The 14,356-nt window shown below is 71.2% G+C and carries 17 protein-coding genes; 9 read left to right on the top strand and 8 right to left on the bottom strand.

Annotation, left to right across the window (positions count from 1 at the left end; all coding sequences use genetic code 11):
- Positions 1–9: 9 nt before the first annotated feature.
- The 3 genes from OG223_RS05855 to OG223_RS05845 form a co-directional block, all read right to left on the bottom strand.
- Complete coding sequence (locus OG223_RS05855; protein WP_329243358.1) at positions 10–468, bottom strand: pyridoxamine 5'-phosphate oxidase family protein; 459 nt, start codon at positions 466–468, stop codon at positions 10–12.
- Between the two features lie 78 nt (positions 469–546).
- The gene (locus tag OG223_RS05850; protein ID WP_329243356.1) at positions 547–1,257 is read right to left on the bottom strand and encodes a dienelactone hydrolase family protein; all 711 of its coding nucleotides are present in this window, start codon (positions 1,255–1,257) and stop codon (positions 547–549) included.
- Positions 1,258–1,368: 111 nt separating this feature from the next.
- Entirely contained in the window at positions 1,369–1,968 is a 600-nt protein-coding gene (locus OG223_RS05845) for a hypothetical protein (RefSeq protein ID WP_329243353.1), read from the bottom strand.
- 132 nt (positions 1,969–2,100) lie between these two features.
- On the opposite strand from OG223_RS05845, the gene OG223_RS05840 reads away from it, so the two are divergent.
- The 3 genes from OG223_RS05840 (at position 2,101) to OG223_RS05830 (ending at position 4,111) form a co-directional block, all read left to right on the top strand.
- On the top strand, positions 2,101–2,472 hold the full coding sequence (locus OG223_RS05840) for a BlaI/MecI/CopY family transcriptional regulator (protein ID WP_329243351.1): 372 nt from the start codon (positions 2,101–2,103) through the stop codon (positions 2,470–2,472).
- Positions 2,473–2,602: 130 nt separating this feature from the next.
- Entirely contained in the window at positions 2,603–2,998 is a 396-nt protein-coding gene (locus OG223_RS05835; protein WP_329243348.1) for a VOC family protein, read from the top strand.
- 42 nt (positions 2,999–3,040) lie between these two features.
- The gene (locus tag OG223_RS05830) at positions 3,041–4,111 is read left to right on the top strand and encodes an adenosine deaminase (protein ID WP_329243345.1); all 1,071 of its coding nucleotides are present in this window, start codon (positions 3,041–3,043) and stop codon (positions 4,109–4,111) included.
- Here OG223_RS05830 and OG223_RS05825 read toward each other — a convergent pair.
- The gene (locus OG223_RS05825; RefSeq protein ID WP_329243342.1) at positions 4,093–4,608 is read right to left on the bottom strand and encodes a mycothiol transferase; all 516 of its coding nucleotides are present in this window, start codon (positions 4,606–4,608) and stop codon (positions 4,093–4,095) included. The two genes, OG223_RS05830 and OG223_RS05825, sit on opposite strands and share 19 nt — an antisense overlap.
- A gap of 27 nt (positions 4,609–4,635) precedes the next feature.
- Positions 4,636–5,526 (bottom strand): LysR substrate-binding domain-containing protein, encoded by an 891-nt coding sequence (locus tag OG223_RS05820; protein ID WP_200677709.1) that lies wholly within the window; start codon positions 5,524–5,526, stop codon positions 4,636–4,638.
- A gap of 125 nt (positions 5,527–5,651) precedes the next feature.
- Between OG223_RS05820 and OG223_RS05815 the strand changes: the two genes are divergently transcribed.
- Complete coding sequence (locus OG223_RS05815; RefSeq protein ID WP_329243338.1) at positions 5,652–6,644, top strand: aldo/keto reductase; 993 nt, start codon at positions 5,652–5,654, stop codon at positions 6,642–6,644.
- A gap of 41 nt (positions 6,645–6,685) precedes the next feature.
- Here OG223_RS05815 and OG223_RS05810 read toward each other — a convergent pair whose 3' ends face one another.
- Complete coding sequence (locus OG223_RS05810; protein WP_329243336.1) at positions 6,686–7,672, bottom strand: oxidoreductase; 987 nt, start codon at positions 7,670–7,672, stop codon at positions 6,686–6,688.
- Positions 7,673–7,776: 104 nt separating this feature from the next.
- On the opposite strand from OG223_RS05810, the gene OG223_RS05805 reads away from it, so the two are divergent.
- Positions 7,777–8,706: an AraC family transcriptional regulator gene (locus OG223_RS05805; protein ID WP_329243333.1), complete on the top strand. Its 930-nt coding sequence runs from the start codon at positions 7,777–7,779 to the stop codon at positions 8,704–8,706.
- A 43-nt stretch (positions 8,707–8,749) separates the two neighbouring features.
- On the opposite strand, the gene OG223_RS05800 is transcribed toward OG223_RS05805, so the two are convergent.
- Complete coding sequence (locus OG223_RS05800) at positions 8,750–9,133, bottom strand: nuclear transport factor 2 family protein (protein WP_329243329.1); 384 nt, start codon at positions 9,131–9,133, stop codon at positions 8,750–8,752.
- A gap of 382 nt (positions 9,134–9,515) precedes the next feature.
- Here OG223_RS05800 and OG223_RS05795 point away from each other — a divergent pair, with 382 nt between their 5' ends.
- The 4 genes from OG223_RS05795 (at position 9,516) to OG223_RS05780 (ending at position 13,843) form a co-directional block, all read left to right on the top strand.
- Complete coding sequence (locus tag OG223_RS05795) at positions 9,516–9,926, top strand: hypothetical protein (protein ID WP_329243326.1); 411 nt, start codon at positions 9,516–9,518, stop codon at positions 9,924–9,926.
- A gap of 72 nt (positions 9,927–9,998) precedes the next feature.
- Positions 9,999–12,338 carry an ABC transporter ATP-binding protein/permease gene (locus OG223_RS05790; RefSeq protein WP_329243323.1) on the top strand — a complete coding sequence of 780 codons (2,340 nt, stop codon included), beginning with the start codon at positions 9,999–10,001 and terminating at the stop codon, positions 12,336–12,338.
- Positions 12,339–12,348: 10 nt separating this feature from the next.
- Entirely contained in the window at positions 12,349–12,897 is a 549-nt protein-coding gene (locus tag OG223_RS05785) for a hypothetical protein (protein WP_329243320.1), read from the top strand.
- Positions 12,887–13,843 carry a serine/threonine-protein kinase gene (locus OG223_RS05780; RefSeq protein ID WP_329243317.1) on the top strand — a complete coding sequence of 319 codons (957 nt, stop codon included), beginning with the start codon at positions 12,887–12,889 and terminating at the stop codon, positions 13,841–13,843. The genes OG223_RS05785 and OG223_RS05780 overlap by 11 nt, the downstream gene beginning before the upstream one ends.
- A gap of 95 nt (positions 13,844–13,938) precedes the next feature.
- On the opposite strand, the gene OG223_RS05775 is transcribed toward OG223_RS05780, so the two are convergent.
- The gene (locus OG223_RS05775; protein ID WP_329243314.1) at positions 13,939–14,346 is read right to left on the bottom strand and encodes a nuclear transport factor 2 family protein; all 408 of its coding nucleotides are present in this window, start codon (positions 14,344–14,346) and stop codon (positions 13,939–13,941) included.
- Between the last annotated feature and the right edge of the window lie 10 nt (positions 14,347–14,356).

Raw genomic sequence — 14,356 nt, 5'->3', positions numbered from 1 at the left:
GGGCGGGGCTCACACCAGCCAGATGCCGTCCCGCATCAGATGGCGCTGGGGCAGCTCGCGTTGCTTGTGCCACGCCTGGACGGCCAGCGGCCGTATCCGGAAGAAGGAGTAGGGCGCGCGGTCCGCGCGGGGATCCCAGGTGTACTTCGCGTGGAAGGAGTCGGCCGCGGAAGCCGGGACGTCCCGGTCGGTGAAGGCCGTCGCCTCGCCGTCGATGAGCACGACGTCCCGGGTGTCGGCGAAGGCGAGCCGGGTCCGCCGCCCGTCGCTCAGATTGCGGCCCGTGGGGTTCGTGGCCCGGGTGGACAGCCAGACGGCCTGCCCGTCCCAGACGAACCACAGCGGCACCAGACAGGGCAGCCCGTCGGTGTCCGCCGAGGCCACCCAGATGTCCGACTCCCGCTCCAGCCTTGCCAGTACGTCACGCCGGCGCTCTTCGGGGCCGCGAGGCGGCACGGTGATCTTCATGCCCGGGACGCTACCGGCGGCGTCCGCCCGGCGCCTCGGGCCGGAGTCGTAGGACTTGGGCCCGAGGGCGGCGGGGCGTCAGCCCAACTGCTCGTGCAGGAACGGCACCGTGCTCGCCCAGGCGCGGGTGGCGGAGCCGGCGTCGTACACCGGGCGGCCGTCGTTGAAGAAGGCGTGGTTCGCCGGGTAGAGGCGCAGGTCCGCGGTGATGCCGGACTGCTTCTGGATGTGCTCGCGCAGTGCGTCGAGGCCCGCGACCGGGATGCTCTCGTCCAGCTCGCCGTAGTGGCCGAGGATCTGCGCCTTGAGGCCGGAGAAGTCGGGCAGTTCGCCCTGGATCACGCCGTAGAACGGCACCGCCGCGCTCACGCGCGGGTCGGCCGCGGCGAGGTACAGGACGAAGCCGCCGCCCATGCAGAAGCCGACCGCGCCGACCGTGTCCGAGGCGACCTCGGGCAGGGACAGCAGATGGCCGACCGCGCCGGAGAGCAGTTCGACACCGCGGGCGACCGGGAGGGCCAGCATCATGCGCAGCGCCTCGTCGCTCTCGTGCGCCACGTTCCCGCCGTAGAGGTCGGGGGCGAACGCGACGAAGCCCTCCTGGGCGAGCCGGTCGGCCACGTCGGCGATGTGGTCGGTCAGGCCCCACCACTCCTGGATGACGATCACGCCCGGCCCGCTCCCGGACGGCGGCAGGGCGAGGTAGCCGTGGGCGGTGCCCCCGGCACTGGGGAAGGTGACGTTCTGACGGGCCGGGGCTCCGGTCGACTTCGGCAGCTCGGAGGACATGGCGCTCAACTCCTGTACGACGGTGCTCGATGGGGGTGGTCGATGCGGGTCCGTACGTGATCTCCAGCCTTTCACGGCCGCGTCCGGGGGTCGCTCCGGCCCCTCCGACGGCTACCCGATGCCGCCGGGCGCGGGGTTCGCCTCCTGTCCGGTACGGACCACCCGCCCGGCGGCCACCTTCTGCAGCAGTCCGTACGCCGGCACCGGCAGCAGGTTGTGCGGACGGTCGGGCAGGGGCGTCGTGATCAGCACCGCGCTCGCGCTGCAGTTGTTCATCCCGCGGGCCGGCGTCACCGAGGCACCGGCCCGGGCGTCGAGGTGCAGCGCGAGGCCCGCCAGGAGTGCGTCCGGGTGCCGTGACAGCCATCGCAGCTCACGCAGCGGCACCTGGAGGCCGGCCCCGAACAGGACCAGGGCGAGGAGCAACTGGGGTGCCCGCGGCGGCAGTTCGGCGATGCCCGTCGCGTGCGGGTGCCTCAGCCGCAGGCCGGGGCCGGGCAGCACCGCCGCGGCGAGGTACGTCACGGCGACGGCCCGGCCCAGGTGGCGGCGGAGCAGGGCGAGCAGACGGGGTACCGAGGGAGCCCCGGCGGCCAGGGGACGCATCGTGGCGCGCTTCCGTCGTAGGGCCTGGGCGGAGGCGGAGCGCCGGTATCCGTGGAAGCCCGTCGACACGCGCGCGGGGACGAGTGTGCGAAGCCCTGCGGTCATCGTCGACGGTCCTTCCATAATGGGCGGGCGGAGACGGGCACACGGGCGCGGTGACGAGACGGCACCCGAGTGACTACAATTCTGTAGACGGTCTACCGGACTGTAGACGAAGACGGGGTGAGGATCGTTCCCATGTCCGACGAGAAGGACGAACGCCGACCGGCGGGTGAGCTGGAGGCCACCGTCATGGCCGCCCTCTGGGCCGCCGGTGACCCGCAGACCCCCGGGGAGGTGCAGGTGAGCCTCGGCGTGGGCCTGGCCCGCACCACGGTGACGACGATCCTGACCCGGCTGCACGACAAGGGTGTCGTGGACCGCCGGCGCCAGGGCCGTGGCTACGCCTACTTCCCGGTGCAGGACGCGCAGGGGCTCACGGCCCGCCGTATGCACACGGAACTCGACCGGGACGGCGACCGGGAGACGGTGCTCGCCCGATTCGTCGCTCAGCTCAGCCCCGACGACGAGCGGGTGCTGCGCGACCTTCTCGAGTCCGGCGAGGGGTGACCGTCGGCGAGGGGCGAAGCCCCGTGGGTCCGGTGGGCCGGTGCGCCGGAATACGACTGGCGCGCGAGAAGTTTTACGTATAACGTCACCCGTCAATCCCGCCGACCGGAACCCGCACGGAGACCCCCCGATGAGCCGTATCGCCCTGGTCACCCTCGTCGTCGACGACTACGACGAGGCGATCCGCTTCTACACCGAAGCCCTCGGCTTCCGGCTCGTCGAGGACGAGGCGCGTCCCGACGGCTCCCGCTGGGTCGTCGTCGCGCCGCCGGGTGCGGACGGCTCCGGTACCGGACTGCTGCTCGCCCGCGCCAAGGGCGAGGACCAGCGCGGCCGGGTCGGTGACCAGACCGGCGGCCGGGTCGGGTTCTTCCTGCACACCGACGACTTCGCCCGCGACCACGCCCGCATGCTCGCCGCGGGCGTGACCTTCCTGGAGGAGCCGCGCCACGAGCCGTACGGCTCGGTCGCCGTTTTCCAGGACCTGTACGGAAACCGCTGGGACCTGCTCCAGCCCGCCGCCTGACCCGAACCCGCTCACCCGAGAACCGTCGAGGAACGACCGCACATGACTTCTACGCGCATAGACTCCGAGACCATCCGCCGGCTCCCCAAGGCCGTGCTGCACGACCACCTCGACGGCGGCCTGCGCCCGGCCACCGTGGTGGAGCTCGCGGAAACGGTCGGGCACACCCTGCCGACCACCGACCCGGACGAGCTCGCCGCCTGGTACTTCGACGCCGCCAACTCCGGTGACCTGGTGCGCTACATCGCCACCTTCGAGCACACCCTCGCCGTGCTGCAGAACCGCGAGGGCCTGCTGCGCACCGCCGAGGAGTACGTCCTCGACCTGGCCGCCGACGGCGTCGTCTACGGCGAGGTGCGCTACGCCCCCGAGCTGAACACCAACGGCGGGCTCACGCTCAGCGAGGTCGTCGAGACCGTCCAGGAGGGGCTCGCGGCCGGTATGGCCAAGGCCGCTGCGGCCGGAACGCCGGTGCAGGTGCGGACGTTGCTGTGCGGGATGCGGATGTTCGACCGGGTCGGCGAGGCCGCCGCCCTCGCGGTGGCCTTCCGGGACGCCGGTGTCGTCGGCTTCGACATCGCCGGTGCCGAGGACGGCTTCCCGCCCGCCGACCACCTCGCCGCCTTCGAGCACCTGCGCCGCGAGAGCGTCCCGTTCACCATCCACGCCGGTGAGGCGCACGGCCTGCCCAGCATCCACCAGGCGCTCCAGGTGTGCGGCGCCCAGCGCATCGGGCACGGCGTCCGCATCACCGAGGACATCGTCGACGGCAAGCTCGGCCGCCTCGCGGGCTGGGTCCGGGACCGCCGTATCGCCCTGGAGATGTGTCCGACCTCCAACCTCCAGACGGGCGCGGCCACTTCGATCGCCGAGCATCCGATCACCGCCCTGAAGGACCTCGGCTTCCGCGTCACCCTCAACACCGACAACCGACTGGTGTCCGGTACGACGATGACGCGCGAGATGTCCCTCCTGGTCGAGGAGGCGGGCTGGACGGTCGAGGACCTGCGCACGGTCACGGTGAACGCCCTCAAGAGCGCGTTCGTCCCGTACGACGAGCGCAAGGCCCTCATCGAGGACGTCGTCCTGCCGGGTTACGCCTCCGCGCTCTGAAGCAGCCCCCGCACATACGCGGCCTGTCCGACGTGCTCCAGGTCGTCGGACAGGACGCTGACCAGCCGTACGCCGAGACTGACCGGCGGGTCCCAGCGCTCGTCCACGATCCGCTCGTAGTCCTCCGGGGCCAGCCCGCGCAGATACTCCAGGGTCTGCTCGTGCACGGCGTCGTAGTACCCGGTCAGTTGCCCGGCCGACTCGACCCGCACCTTGCCGACCTGCGTGGAGGTGTGGCCGTATCCCGTGTCCTGGGGCGGCAGATCGAGGCCGAAGCGCTTCTCCCAGCCCTGCGTGAGCCACACCTGGTCGAGGCCGGCGGCGTCGGCGACATGGTCGTCCTGGACGCGGGTGAGATGCCAGACCAGCCAGGCGATGGAGTTGGCGTCGGCGGCCACGCGTGCGTGCAGTTGGTCCGGTGTCAGGCCGTCGAGTGCGGCATGGACTTCTTCCTGGACGCGGCCGTACGCGTCAATGAGGATGTCGTTGGCATGCATACGACCACCATTGCGCATCGCCGTCTCTCACGCGGCCGGAGTCCCGGTTTCGAGGAGTGTCATGAGCGCCCTTGCCGCCGGACTGGTGGCCTGTGGGGGCGGCAGCAGCGCCACCGTCTCGTACACCTCCTCGCCGGTCCCCTTGAGGGGGAGTGCGGTGAGGGACTCGCGCTTGTGGCGGAAGTGCTGGGGGACCACCGCGACACCGAGGTTCTCGTCGACCAGGTCCAGGAGGCTGTGCACGTCATTGACCTCCAGTGCGACGGTCCGGCGTACGCCCGCCGCGGCGAAGACGGCGTCCGTGGTGCGCCGCGAGGCCCAGTCCGGGTGGAAGTCGACGAAGACCTCGCCGCCGAGGTCGTCCGGAGTCACCGCCGCACCGGTCCGCGCGAGCCGGTGGCTGGGATGGCACAGCACGGTCATCGGCTCACTGGTGATCGACACCGAGCGCAGTTGGTCGGTGTCCGCCTGGGTGCGGTAGGCGAAGGCCAGGTCGAGGCGCCCGGCCGCGACCTCCTCCGCCAGCGCCCCGGAGCCCGCCTGCCGCAGCCGGATCTCCACATCCGGGTGCCGACGCCGGAACGTGGCGAGCAGCCCGGCCACATGCACCCCGGCGATGCACTGCTCGGTGCCCAGCGCGAGGGTGCCGCGCAGCACGCCCTGCACCGCGGCCACCGCCTCGTGCGCCGACCGCACCTGCGCCAGAATGCGCTCCGCCTCCCCGAGCAGCGCCCGGCCGGCCTCCGTGAGCGTGACCCGGCGCGTGGTGCGCACGAACAACGGGGTCTGCAACTCCCGCTCCAGGGCGCGGATCGACGCCGAAAGACCCGACTGGGACACCATCAGCCGCTCGGCCGCCCGGGTGAAGTGGTGGTCCTCGGCGACGGCGATGAAATGCTGAAGATGACGCAGCTCCATGATTGAGAAGCGTAACCGCTGAATTCCATCGGATTCTTCTGTTGGACCACTGCCCGCAGGTCGGACAGAGTGGACGACGGTTCCCTGGAACCGGTATCCCGTGTGCCAACCCCTCTGGAGTCGCGTTGTACACCGCACACCCCGACCGCTACGCGGACCTGCCCTACCGGCGCACCGGACGCAGCGGTCTGAAGCTCCCCGCGATCTCGCTCGGCCTGTGGCACAACTTCGGGCCCGACCGCCCGGTCGACACCCAGCGCGCCATCCTGCGCCGCGCCTTCGACCTCGGCGTCACCCACTTCGACCTGGCCAACAACTACGGCCCGCCGCCCGGCGCCGCCGAGTCCGCCCTCGGCGAGGCGCTCAAGGCGGACTTCGGGCCGTACCGCGACGAGCTGGTGATCTCCACCAAGGCCGGCTATCTGATGTGGCCCGGCCCGTACGGCGAGTGGGGTTCGCGGAAGTACGTGCTGTCCTCGCTGGACCAGAGCCTGAGCCGGATGGGCCTGGACTACGTCGACATCTTCTACTCGCACCGCCCCGACCCGGAGACTCCCCTGGAGGAGACGATGGGCGCCCTGCACTCGGCGGTCCAGCAGGGCAAGGCGCTCTACGTCGGCATCTCCAACTACTCGGCGGAGCAGACCCGGGAGGCCGCCCGCATCCTGGGCGAGCTGGGCACCCCGCTCCTCATCCACCAGCCGCGCTACTCGATGCTCGACCGCCGCCCCGAGGACGAGGGTCTGCTCGACGCCCTCGACGAGCTGCAGGTCGGCTCCATCGTCTTCTCCCCGCTGGAGCAGGGGCTGCTCAGCGCCCGCTACCTCGACGGCATCCCGGAGGGGTCGCGGGCGGCGAGCGACAGCCCGTTCCTGAACTCCGACGCCGTCACCGAGGACCTGGTGGGCCGACTGCGCGCCCTCGACGACATCGCCAAGGGACGCGGTCAGACCCTCGCCCAGCTCGCCCTGGCCTGGGTGTTGCGCGGCGGCCGGGTGACCTCCGCGCTGGTCGGCGCGAGCAGCCCGCAGCAGATCGAGGACAGCGTCGCGGCCACCCGCAACCTGGACTTCGACGCCGACGAGCTGGCCCGCATCGACGCGATCGTCAGGCCGTAAGCCGCATCGCGACCGTGGGGGCGTGAGCGGCTCCGCGACCGTCAGGCGACGAGCCGCTCGCTGACCTCCCAGAGACGGGCCGCCGCCTCCGGGTCCACGGCGCGGGAGAGCACCCCCGGGATCGTGTCCCCGGTGGCCCAGGCGGCCTCGTTCTCGGGGGTCACCAGCGGGGTGATGTCGACGTTCTCGCAGTAGACCCCGCCGAGACCGTCGAGCCGCGGGCTGGTCGCGCACCAGACGCTGGTGGCCGCGCCCTGCTGCACGGTCTTCATCTGCCGCTCCGGGTCGCGGATCGGCTCGCCCGCGCTGTCGAGCGCGCCCGCGGCCTGGAGCATCGCCGGGTCGATGTGCTTGACCAGCCCGGTGTCGATGATCAGGCCCGGGTGCACGGCGAAGGCGCGGATGCCGTGCTCCTTGCCGCGCCGGTCCACCTCGACGGCGAAGAGGGCGTTGGCCGTCTTCGACTGGCCGTAGGCGAGGAACGGCTCGTAGGTCCGGTGCTCGAAGTTCAGGTCGTCGAAGTCGACGCCGGCGAAGCGGATGCCCCGCGAGGACAGCACCACGACCCGCGCGCCCTTCGCCGCGACCAGCGCCGGCCACAGCCGGGTGGTGAGCTGGAAGTGCCCCAGGTGGTTGATGGCGAACTGGGCCTCGTAGCCGCGCGCGTCCCGCGCCGGCGGGGTCGCCATGATCCCGGCGTTGTTGACCAGGAGATGCAGCGGGCGCCCGGAGGCGAGGAACTTCTCCGCGAAGGTGTCGATGGACGCCGGGTCCAGCAGGTCCAGGTATTCGACCTCGGCTCCGGGGACGGCCTTCAGCGCCGTCCGGGCCCGCTCCACGTCCCTCGCCGGTACGACGATGTCGGCCCCGGCGGCGCGCAGCACGCGGGCCGTCTCCAGGCCGATGCCGGAGTAGCCGCCGGTGACGATCGCGACCTTGCCGGTCAGGTCGATGCCCTTGATCACCTCCTCGGCGGTGGACACGGCGCCGAAGCCGGAGTTCAGGGGCTGCTGTGCGGTGGTGGTCATGTCTGCTCTCTCCTCGTCAGCTTGAGCTGGTGAGACCACCGTAGGTCGACGGATCCGTACGATGAATACTTGAGAATCCGTATAACTTGCGTGATAGTTCGAGCATGACTGTGGATCCCCTGTCCGACGCCCTCGCCGTCGCCGATGCCCGCAGTGTGTTCTCCGGCGGGTTCACGGCCGGCGGCGACTGGGCCATCCAGCTTCGCGGACGCGACCGGCTGAAGGTGAACGCCGTGGTGCGGGGCGGCTGTCTGCTGGTCCGGGACGACGGCGGCGAGCCGCTGCGGCTCGCCGAGGGGGACGTCGTGATCTCCGACGGCGGGCAGCCGTACACGCTGTGCAGCCGGCCCGGTGTCGAGCCGACCGACTCCGGCGACGTCGTCATGGACCCGGAGACCCGGATGGGGCGGCTCGGGCAGGGCGAGGCGGTGGACGTGGCCTGTGTGTCCGGGCACATCGACCTGAGCCGCGACCGCGGCGACCTGCTGCGCCGGGCGCTGCCGGAGCTCGTCCATGTGCGGGCCGACTCGGCCGAGGCCGACGTACTGCGGTGGCTCATCGGGCAGTTGGCGGCCGAGATGCGCACGCGCCGGGCCGGGGTGGAGTTCGTCTCGGCGCAGCTCGCGCAACTCATGTTCGTGCAGGTGCTCAGGGTCTGCCTGACCGACGCGGACGGGCTGCCGCCCGGCTGGCTGCGCGCCCTCGCCGACGACCGGCTCGCCCCCGCCCTGCGCCTGATGCACGGCGACCCTGCCCACCCCTGGCAGTTGAAGGAGCTGGCCCGGGCGGCCGCGATGTCCCGCACCACGTTCGCCGTACGGTTCAAGGAGGCGGCCGGGGTGCCGCCCCTGACGTATCTGCTGAACTGGCGCATGAACCTGGCCGCCCGCGCCCTCCGCCAGGACACGGCCCCGGTCGGCGCGCTCGCCCGGTCCGTCGGCTACACCTCCGAGAGCGCCTTCAGCAATGCCTTCAAAAGGGCGGTCGGGGTGGCGCCGCGACGGTACCGCGAGGAATCCCTGGCCAGGAGTTGAGCCGTTCTTCGAGCCGGGGAAAACTCGTCGCGGACACCGGCCCTCAGACCCCGGCGGGCACCCGGTCGAGAAAGCCGAGCACGGAGCGGATACGGCCGTCCGCGTCCAGCGTGATCACGTCGAAACCGGCGACGGGCGCCGCCCCGTCGGCCACGCTCACCAGCTCCCAGGCGAAGCGCGCGGTGTCGTGGTGCCCGTCGACGGCACCCAGTGGACGGAAGACGAACCCCGGGAACCGCTCGTGCGCCCCGGCGATGAGCCCGGCGATCTCCGGGTGCCCGGAGACTGTCGCCAGCGGGTCGGTGTACGTACCCTCGACGGACCAGGCGGCGGCGACCGCCTTCGCCAGCGCCTCCGGTTCGCCCGCGTTCCAGGCCTCGAAGTAGCGGGCGACGGCGTTCTCGTACCGGTCGGTGTTCGCGGACATGGTGAATCAGCCTCCAGTGAGGTCGTTCGAACTGGTCGGGATCCGGATCTCGATTCCTGCCGACCCGGTGCCTCAACCCTGCCGGGGACCGTACGAAGCGTCGATTACTCCTCGGGTAATGACGGCGGGAAACCACCGCAAAAGGGGCCCCGAAAAGGGCTCCGAAGCTTTTCGGCCATTGAAGGCTGTGAATATGCCAAGAGAGTGGCTAAAAAGTCGTGGTGACAGTGTTTCAGGAGTGAACATACTCGTCTGCTAGGGCATAACTTCACGATGCGAATCCGCCATCGTGCGCACCACCTGAGCCACCCGAGCCGCCAGCCAGAGCCGCATGGAAAGCGAGGCCCGACCGGCATTCGAGACACGCGACGGGGGAGTGATCGTGCACGACGAATTCCTGTGCCATGTCACCGCGTACGGTACCTGCGACGGACAGCGCGTCGGAGTGCCCCTGGGAACCTATCGTGCTCCCACGCTGGCGCTCGCGCTGTGGTGGTTACGGGACCGCGCGGCCTGGATGGCGGACCGGCTCGACCCGCAACCGGAGAACCCGCGCTTCCCCAGGGGTGCCCTGGTACCGGTCTCCGACACGGCCCCCGACGTGCCCAAGGCGCTGCGCACATGGTCCCGCGATGTCGGCCAACAGGAGCAGGTGGCCTACGAGTTGGCGGCCGGCCGGCTGGTGCAGATCGCCATCAGCGACGAGACGACCGAGTACGAGCTGCTCGCCGAGTCCGTCGACGCCCTCCGGATGCAGCGGACCGTTCCGGCACTGGTCGTCCCCGTCGCCTGACACGTGTCGCCCGTCGCACACCCCTGACCGCTGGCCGGGCGCACGAGTGGACGAATCGGTAGAATCAGGGGCATGCCAGAGCGGCCGATGGTGCCGACCGCGCCCGAACTCCTCCTGGAGACGGAGTCGGGCTCCACGGTCATGACCCCGAGCCACGACTACCACGTGGGACGCGATCCGCTGAGCGACATCGTCATCGACGACGCCCGGGTCTCCTGGCACCACGCGGTCCTGCGCCCCGAGGCCGACCACTGGACGCTGGAGGACGAGCACAGCACGAACGGCACCTACGCCGACGGCCGCCGCGTCCAGGAGCGGGGCGTCGGCCCCGGCAGCGTGATCCGCTTCGGCAGCCCGGCCGACGGCCCGTGCGTCACCCTCGCCGACCGCCCGCCCCCGGCTCCGGAACGCCCCTCGGCGGTGTCCATGCCCGCCTTCACCGGCACCTACCGGCAGCCGACCACCGTACGACCGCTGCCCACCCGCACCATCCGCATCGGCCGGGCCGCCGACAACGACCTCGTCGTCGACGACCTGATCGTCTCCCGCCGCCACGCCGAACTGCGGGCCATGCCGGACGGCACGTTCGAGATCGTCGACCTCGGCAGCCACAACGGCACCTACCTCAACGGCCAGCCCGTCGCCCGCGCCCCGCTCGGGCCGGGTGACATCGTCGGCATCGGGCACTCCGCGTTCTGTCTCGTCGGCGACCAGTTGCAGGAGTACGTCGACACCGGCGAGGTCTCCCTCGACGTACAGGACCTCACCGTCGCCGTCGACCACGGCCGCAAGGTCCTCCTCGACCAGGTGTCGTTCCCGGTCGGCGAGAAATGCCTGCTCGCCGTCGTCGGACCCAGCGGCGCCGGCAAGTCCACCCTCCTCAACGCGCTCACCGGCCAGCGCCCCGCCGACCGCGGCACCGTCCTCTACGACGGCCGCGACCTCTACCGCGACTACGCCGAACTGCGCCAGCGCATCGGGCTGGTCCCGCAGGACGACATCCTGCACGCCCAACTGACCGTGCACAGCGCCCTGTCGTACGCCGCCGAACTGCGCTTCCCGCAGGACACGGCCAAGGCCGAACGGCAGGCCAGGGTCGACGAGGTCATCCGCGAACTCGGCCTGGAACAGCGCGCGGCGCAACCCGTGCACAGCCTCTCCGGCGGCCAGCGCAAGCGGGTCAGCGTGGCCCTGGAACTGCTGACCAAGCCCTCGCTGCTCTTCCTCGACGAGCCGACCTCCGGACTCGACCCCGGCATGGACCGCTCGGTGATGCACATGCTGCGCGGCCTCGCCGACGACGGCCGTACCGTCATCGTCGTCACCCACAGCGTTCTCAGCCTCGACGTGTGCGACCGGCTCCTGGTGCTCGCGCCCGGTGGCAAGGTCGCCTACTACGGGCCGCCCGACGACGCCCTCGCCTTCTTCGGCTTCGAGCACTGGCCGGAGGCCTTCGAGGCCTTCGAGCGGGACCAGGAGCGGGACTGGGCACGGGAGTTCGCGGAATCGCCCTTCCAGCGCCAGTACATCCGCAACTCCACCGCGCAGCCCCACCAGCTCGGCTCCGGGCCGGTCGCCGTGGCACCGCCGCCCCGGCCGCGCAGCCGTGGCGCACAGCTCGGCACCCTGGTCCGCCGCTACACCGCGGCCCTCGCCGCCGACCGGACCTTCCTCGTCATCATGATCGCGCTGCCGTTCGTCATGGGCGCGATGGCCCGCGCGCTCGCCGGGAGCGAACTGACCCGGGAGACGGCGATGAACGCGCTGCTCATCCTGTGCGTCGGCGGCGTGCTCACCGGCGCGGCCAACGCCGTGCGCGAACTCGTCAAGGAACGCGCGATCTACCGACGCGAGCGAGCCGTCGGCCTGTCCAGATCGGCGTATCTGCTCTCCAAGGTCGTCGTCCTGGGCGCGATCACCGTGGCGCAGGCCGTGGTCCTCACCCTGGTCGGACTGTTCGGCGTCGACCTCAACGCGCCAGGCGGCAAAGGGGTGTTGATGCCGCCCCTGATCGAAATCACCGTGGCCGTCGCCCTGCTGTCCTTCACCGCGATGATGCTCGGTCTGCTGGTCTCCGCGATGGTGCGCAAGGAGGAGGTGACGATGCCGCTGCTGGTGCTGCTCGCCATCGTCCAAGTGGTCTTCTGCGGCGCCCTGTTGAAACTGCACGGCGTACCCGGCCTGGAACAGCTCTCCTGGCTGGTGCCCTCGCGCTGGGCGCTCGGCGGGATGGCCGGCACCATCGGGCTGGCCCGGATCGTGCCGGGTGAGCTGACCGGCGATCCGATGTTCCGGCACTCGGCCGGGGTGTGGCTGGTCAACATGGGCATGCTGGTCGTGCTGTCGCTGCTCTTCGGCTTCCTGGTGTCCCGGCTGCTGCGGCGGCACGAACCCGCAGTGATGCGGAAATAGGGACGCCACGATGACGACCACCGCCGACTTCCGGCCCACGCACGTCGTCCCCGAGCACGGGATGCCCGCCTGGGAGGCCCCGGACCCCGCCCGCCCCACCGTGCCGCTCGACGCGCTGCTCCCGGTCCAGTTGCTGGAGCGGCGCGGCGACTGGGCCCACGCCCTGTGCTCCAACGGCTGGTCCGCCTGGGTCGACGGCCGCCATCTGATCTCGGTCTCCCAGGACCCGCCGGCGGCCGGGGGCCCGCTCACCCGCACCGCCGACCCGCGCCCGCTGCTCGCCCGCGCGGAACAGGCCATCGCCCGCTACCGCGCCGCCGTCGAGGACCTCGCGGGCGGCGGCCTCGACGGCGCGACCTTCGAGGCCCGCACCAAGGGCCTGCGGATCGGGGTGGTCGTCGACGGCGAGTCCGTCTGGCTCTACGACGCCGACCACGAGCGCTGGGTGTACGGCGACGGCACCCGGCTCAGCACCTACGCCTCGGACGACGGCCCCCGCGCCGAACCGGCCGACCCCGGGCACGCCCCCACCCAGATCGTGGGCTCCGATGGCCCGTGACGCGAGCCTCTTCTCCGGCCGCCCCTCCGAGCTGATCGGGCAGCAGATCGCCGGCTACCGCATCGAGGGCGAGATCGGCCGCGGCGGCATGGCGGTCGTCTACCGCGCCCACGATCTGCGCCTGGACCGCACGGTCGCCCTCAAGCTGCTCGCCCCCGAACTCGCCCGCAACGACACCTTCCGCAAACGCTTCACCCACGAGTCCCGGGTCGCCGCCGCGATCGACCATCCGCACATCGTGCCCGTCTTCGAGGCGGGCGAGACGGACGGCGTCCTGTACATCGCGATGCGCTACGTCTCCGGCAGCGATCTGCGTCATCTCCTGGACCGGGAGGGCCCGTTGGCGCTTACGACGGCGGTGCGCATCGCCACGCAGGTCGCGTCCGCGCTGGACGCGGCGCACGATCACGGGCTCGTCCACCGGGACGTGAAACCCGGCAACATCCTCGTGGCTCGGGGCACCGACAGCGACCATCCCGAGCACGTGTACCTCACCGACTTCGGCCTGACGAAGAAGTCGCTGTCGCTGACCGGGTTCACGACGGTCGGCCAGTTCGTCGGCACGCTGGACTACGTGGCCCCTGAGCAGATCTCGGGGCGGCCGGTGGACGGGCGGTGCGATGTGTACGGGCTCGCGTGCGTCGTCTACGAGAGCCTGGCGGGGCGGCCGCCGTTCCGTCGCGACGACGACATGGCTCTGCTCTGGGCGCACCAGTACGACGTGCCGCCGGCGGTCAGTGAGGATCGGGCGGATCTGCCGGGACATGTCGACGGGGTTTTCGCGAAGGCGTTGGCGAAGAGCCCTGATGATCGGTACGAGTCCTGTCTGGCGTTTGTGACGGAGTTGCGGGGCGGTGTCGTCGCGGGGCATCCGGTGACCGAGGTGGATGTGCGGGTGGTTGCGCCGCCCGGGTGGGCCGAGCCGGTGTTCAGGAGGCGGAGCTGAGACAGGTTGTTCACCGGCTGCGGGTCGGTGGGGGCCGGTCGCGCCCACGCGGCGGAGCCGCACATCGATACAGCCCCGCGCCCCTGAGGGGGCGCTCAACTCCCCGGCGTCAGCGGTGTCCGGCGTGCCGACACCTTGCGACGGGAGATCCGCCAACCCGCCCCGACCCGCACCACGGTGTCGACATACGTGACCGATCCGCACGAGCCGTCCGTTCTGATGCCCAGTCCCTTCGACCTGACCCGGACCTGCCCCTCCGTCGACTCCTCGATCACCACGTTGGTGACGTGATGCGCGACGGGGTTCGCGGTGCCCAAGGCGAGGGACGCGTCCACGAGTTGGGGGAGGCCGGTGAGTGTGCCCTGGCCGAAGTCGGTGACGTCGTACTCGACGTCCGGGGTGAACACCTCGGCGGCGCGGTCGAGTTCGCCCTCGTCGACCAGGTGGCCGTGCAGTGCGATCAACTCCGTTATGGCCAGGCGGTCTTCGAGAGGCAATGTCATGTCTGCCCTT

Origin of the sequence: Streptomyces sp. NBC_01478, from assembly GCF_036227225.1 — a bacterium.
In the GTDB taxonomy this organism is placed as follows: domain Bacteria; phylum Actinomycetota; class Actinomycetes; order Streptomycetales; family Streptomycetaceae; genus Streptomyces.
The sequence above is the reverse complement of the archived record's forward strand: the minus strand, read 5'-3'. Positions and strand labels throughout refer to the sequence as shown.

Bases quoted from the DNA above. Each gene is read 5' to 3' on its own strand.
- OG223_RS05840 (WP_329243351.1), top strand. From the start codon at position 2,101: ATGTCCGACGAGAAGGACGAACGCCGACCGGCGGGTGAGCTGGAGGCC.
- OG223_RS05850 (WP_329243356.1), bottom strand. From the start codon at position 1,257: ATGTCCTCCGAGCTGCCGAAGTCGACCGGAGCCCCGGCCCGTCAGAAC.
- OG223_RS05785 (WP_329243320.1), top strand. From the start codon at position 12,349: ATGACGACCACCGCCGACTTCCGGCCCACGCACGTCGTCCCCGAGCAC.
- OG223_RS05825 (WP_329243342.1), bottom strand. From the start codon at position 4,608: ATGCATGCCAACGACATCCTCATTGACGCGTACGGCCGCGTCCAGGAA.
- OG223_RS05805 (WP_329243333.1), top strand. From the start codon at position 7,777: ATGACTGTGGATCCCCTGTCCGACGCCCTCGCCGTCGCCGATGCCCGC.
- OG223_RS05790 (WP_329243323.1), top strand. From the start codon at position 9,999: ATGCCAGAGCGGCCGATGGTGCCGACCGCGCCCGAACTCCTCCTGGAG.
- OG223_RS05820 (WP_200677709.1), bottom strand. From the start codon at position 5,526: ATGGAGCTGCGTCATCTTCAGCATTTCATCGCCGTCGCCGAGGACCAC.
- OG223_RS05855 (WP_329243358.1), bottom strand. From the start codon at position 468: ATGAAGATCACCGTGCCGCCTCGCGGCCCCGAAGAGCGCCGGCGTGAC.
- OG223_RS05830 (WP_329243345.1), top strand. From the start codon at position 3,041: ATGACTTCTACGCGCATAGACTCCGAGACCATCCGCCGGCTCCCCAAG.
- OG223_RS05780 (WP_329243317.1), top strand. From the start codon at position 12,887: ATGGCCCGTGACGCGAGCCTCTTCTCCGGCCGCCCCTCCGAGCTGATC.
- OG223_RS05775 (WP_329243314.1), bottom strand. From the start codon at position 14,346: ATGACATTGCCTCTCGAAGACCGCCTGGCCATAACGGAGTTGATCGCA.
- OG223_RS05800 (WP_329243329.1), bottom strand. From the start codon at position 9,133: ATGTCCGCGAACACCGACCGGTACGAGAACGCCGTCGCCCGCTACTTC.
- OG223_RS05810 (WP_329243336.1), bottom strand. From the start codon at position 7,672: ATGACCACCACCGCACAGCAGCCCCTGAACTCCGGCTTCGGCGCCGTG.
- OG223_RS05835 (WP_329243348.1), top strand. From the start codon at position 2,603: ATGAGCCGTATCGCCCTGGTCACCCTCGTCGTCGACGACTACGACGAG.
- OG223_RS05845 (WP_329243353.1), bottom strand. From the start codon at position 1,968: ATGACCGCAGGGCTTCGCACACTCGTCCCCGCGCGCGTGTCGACGGGC.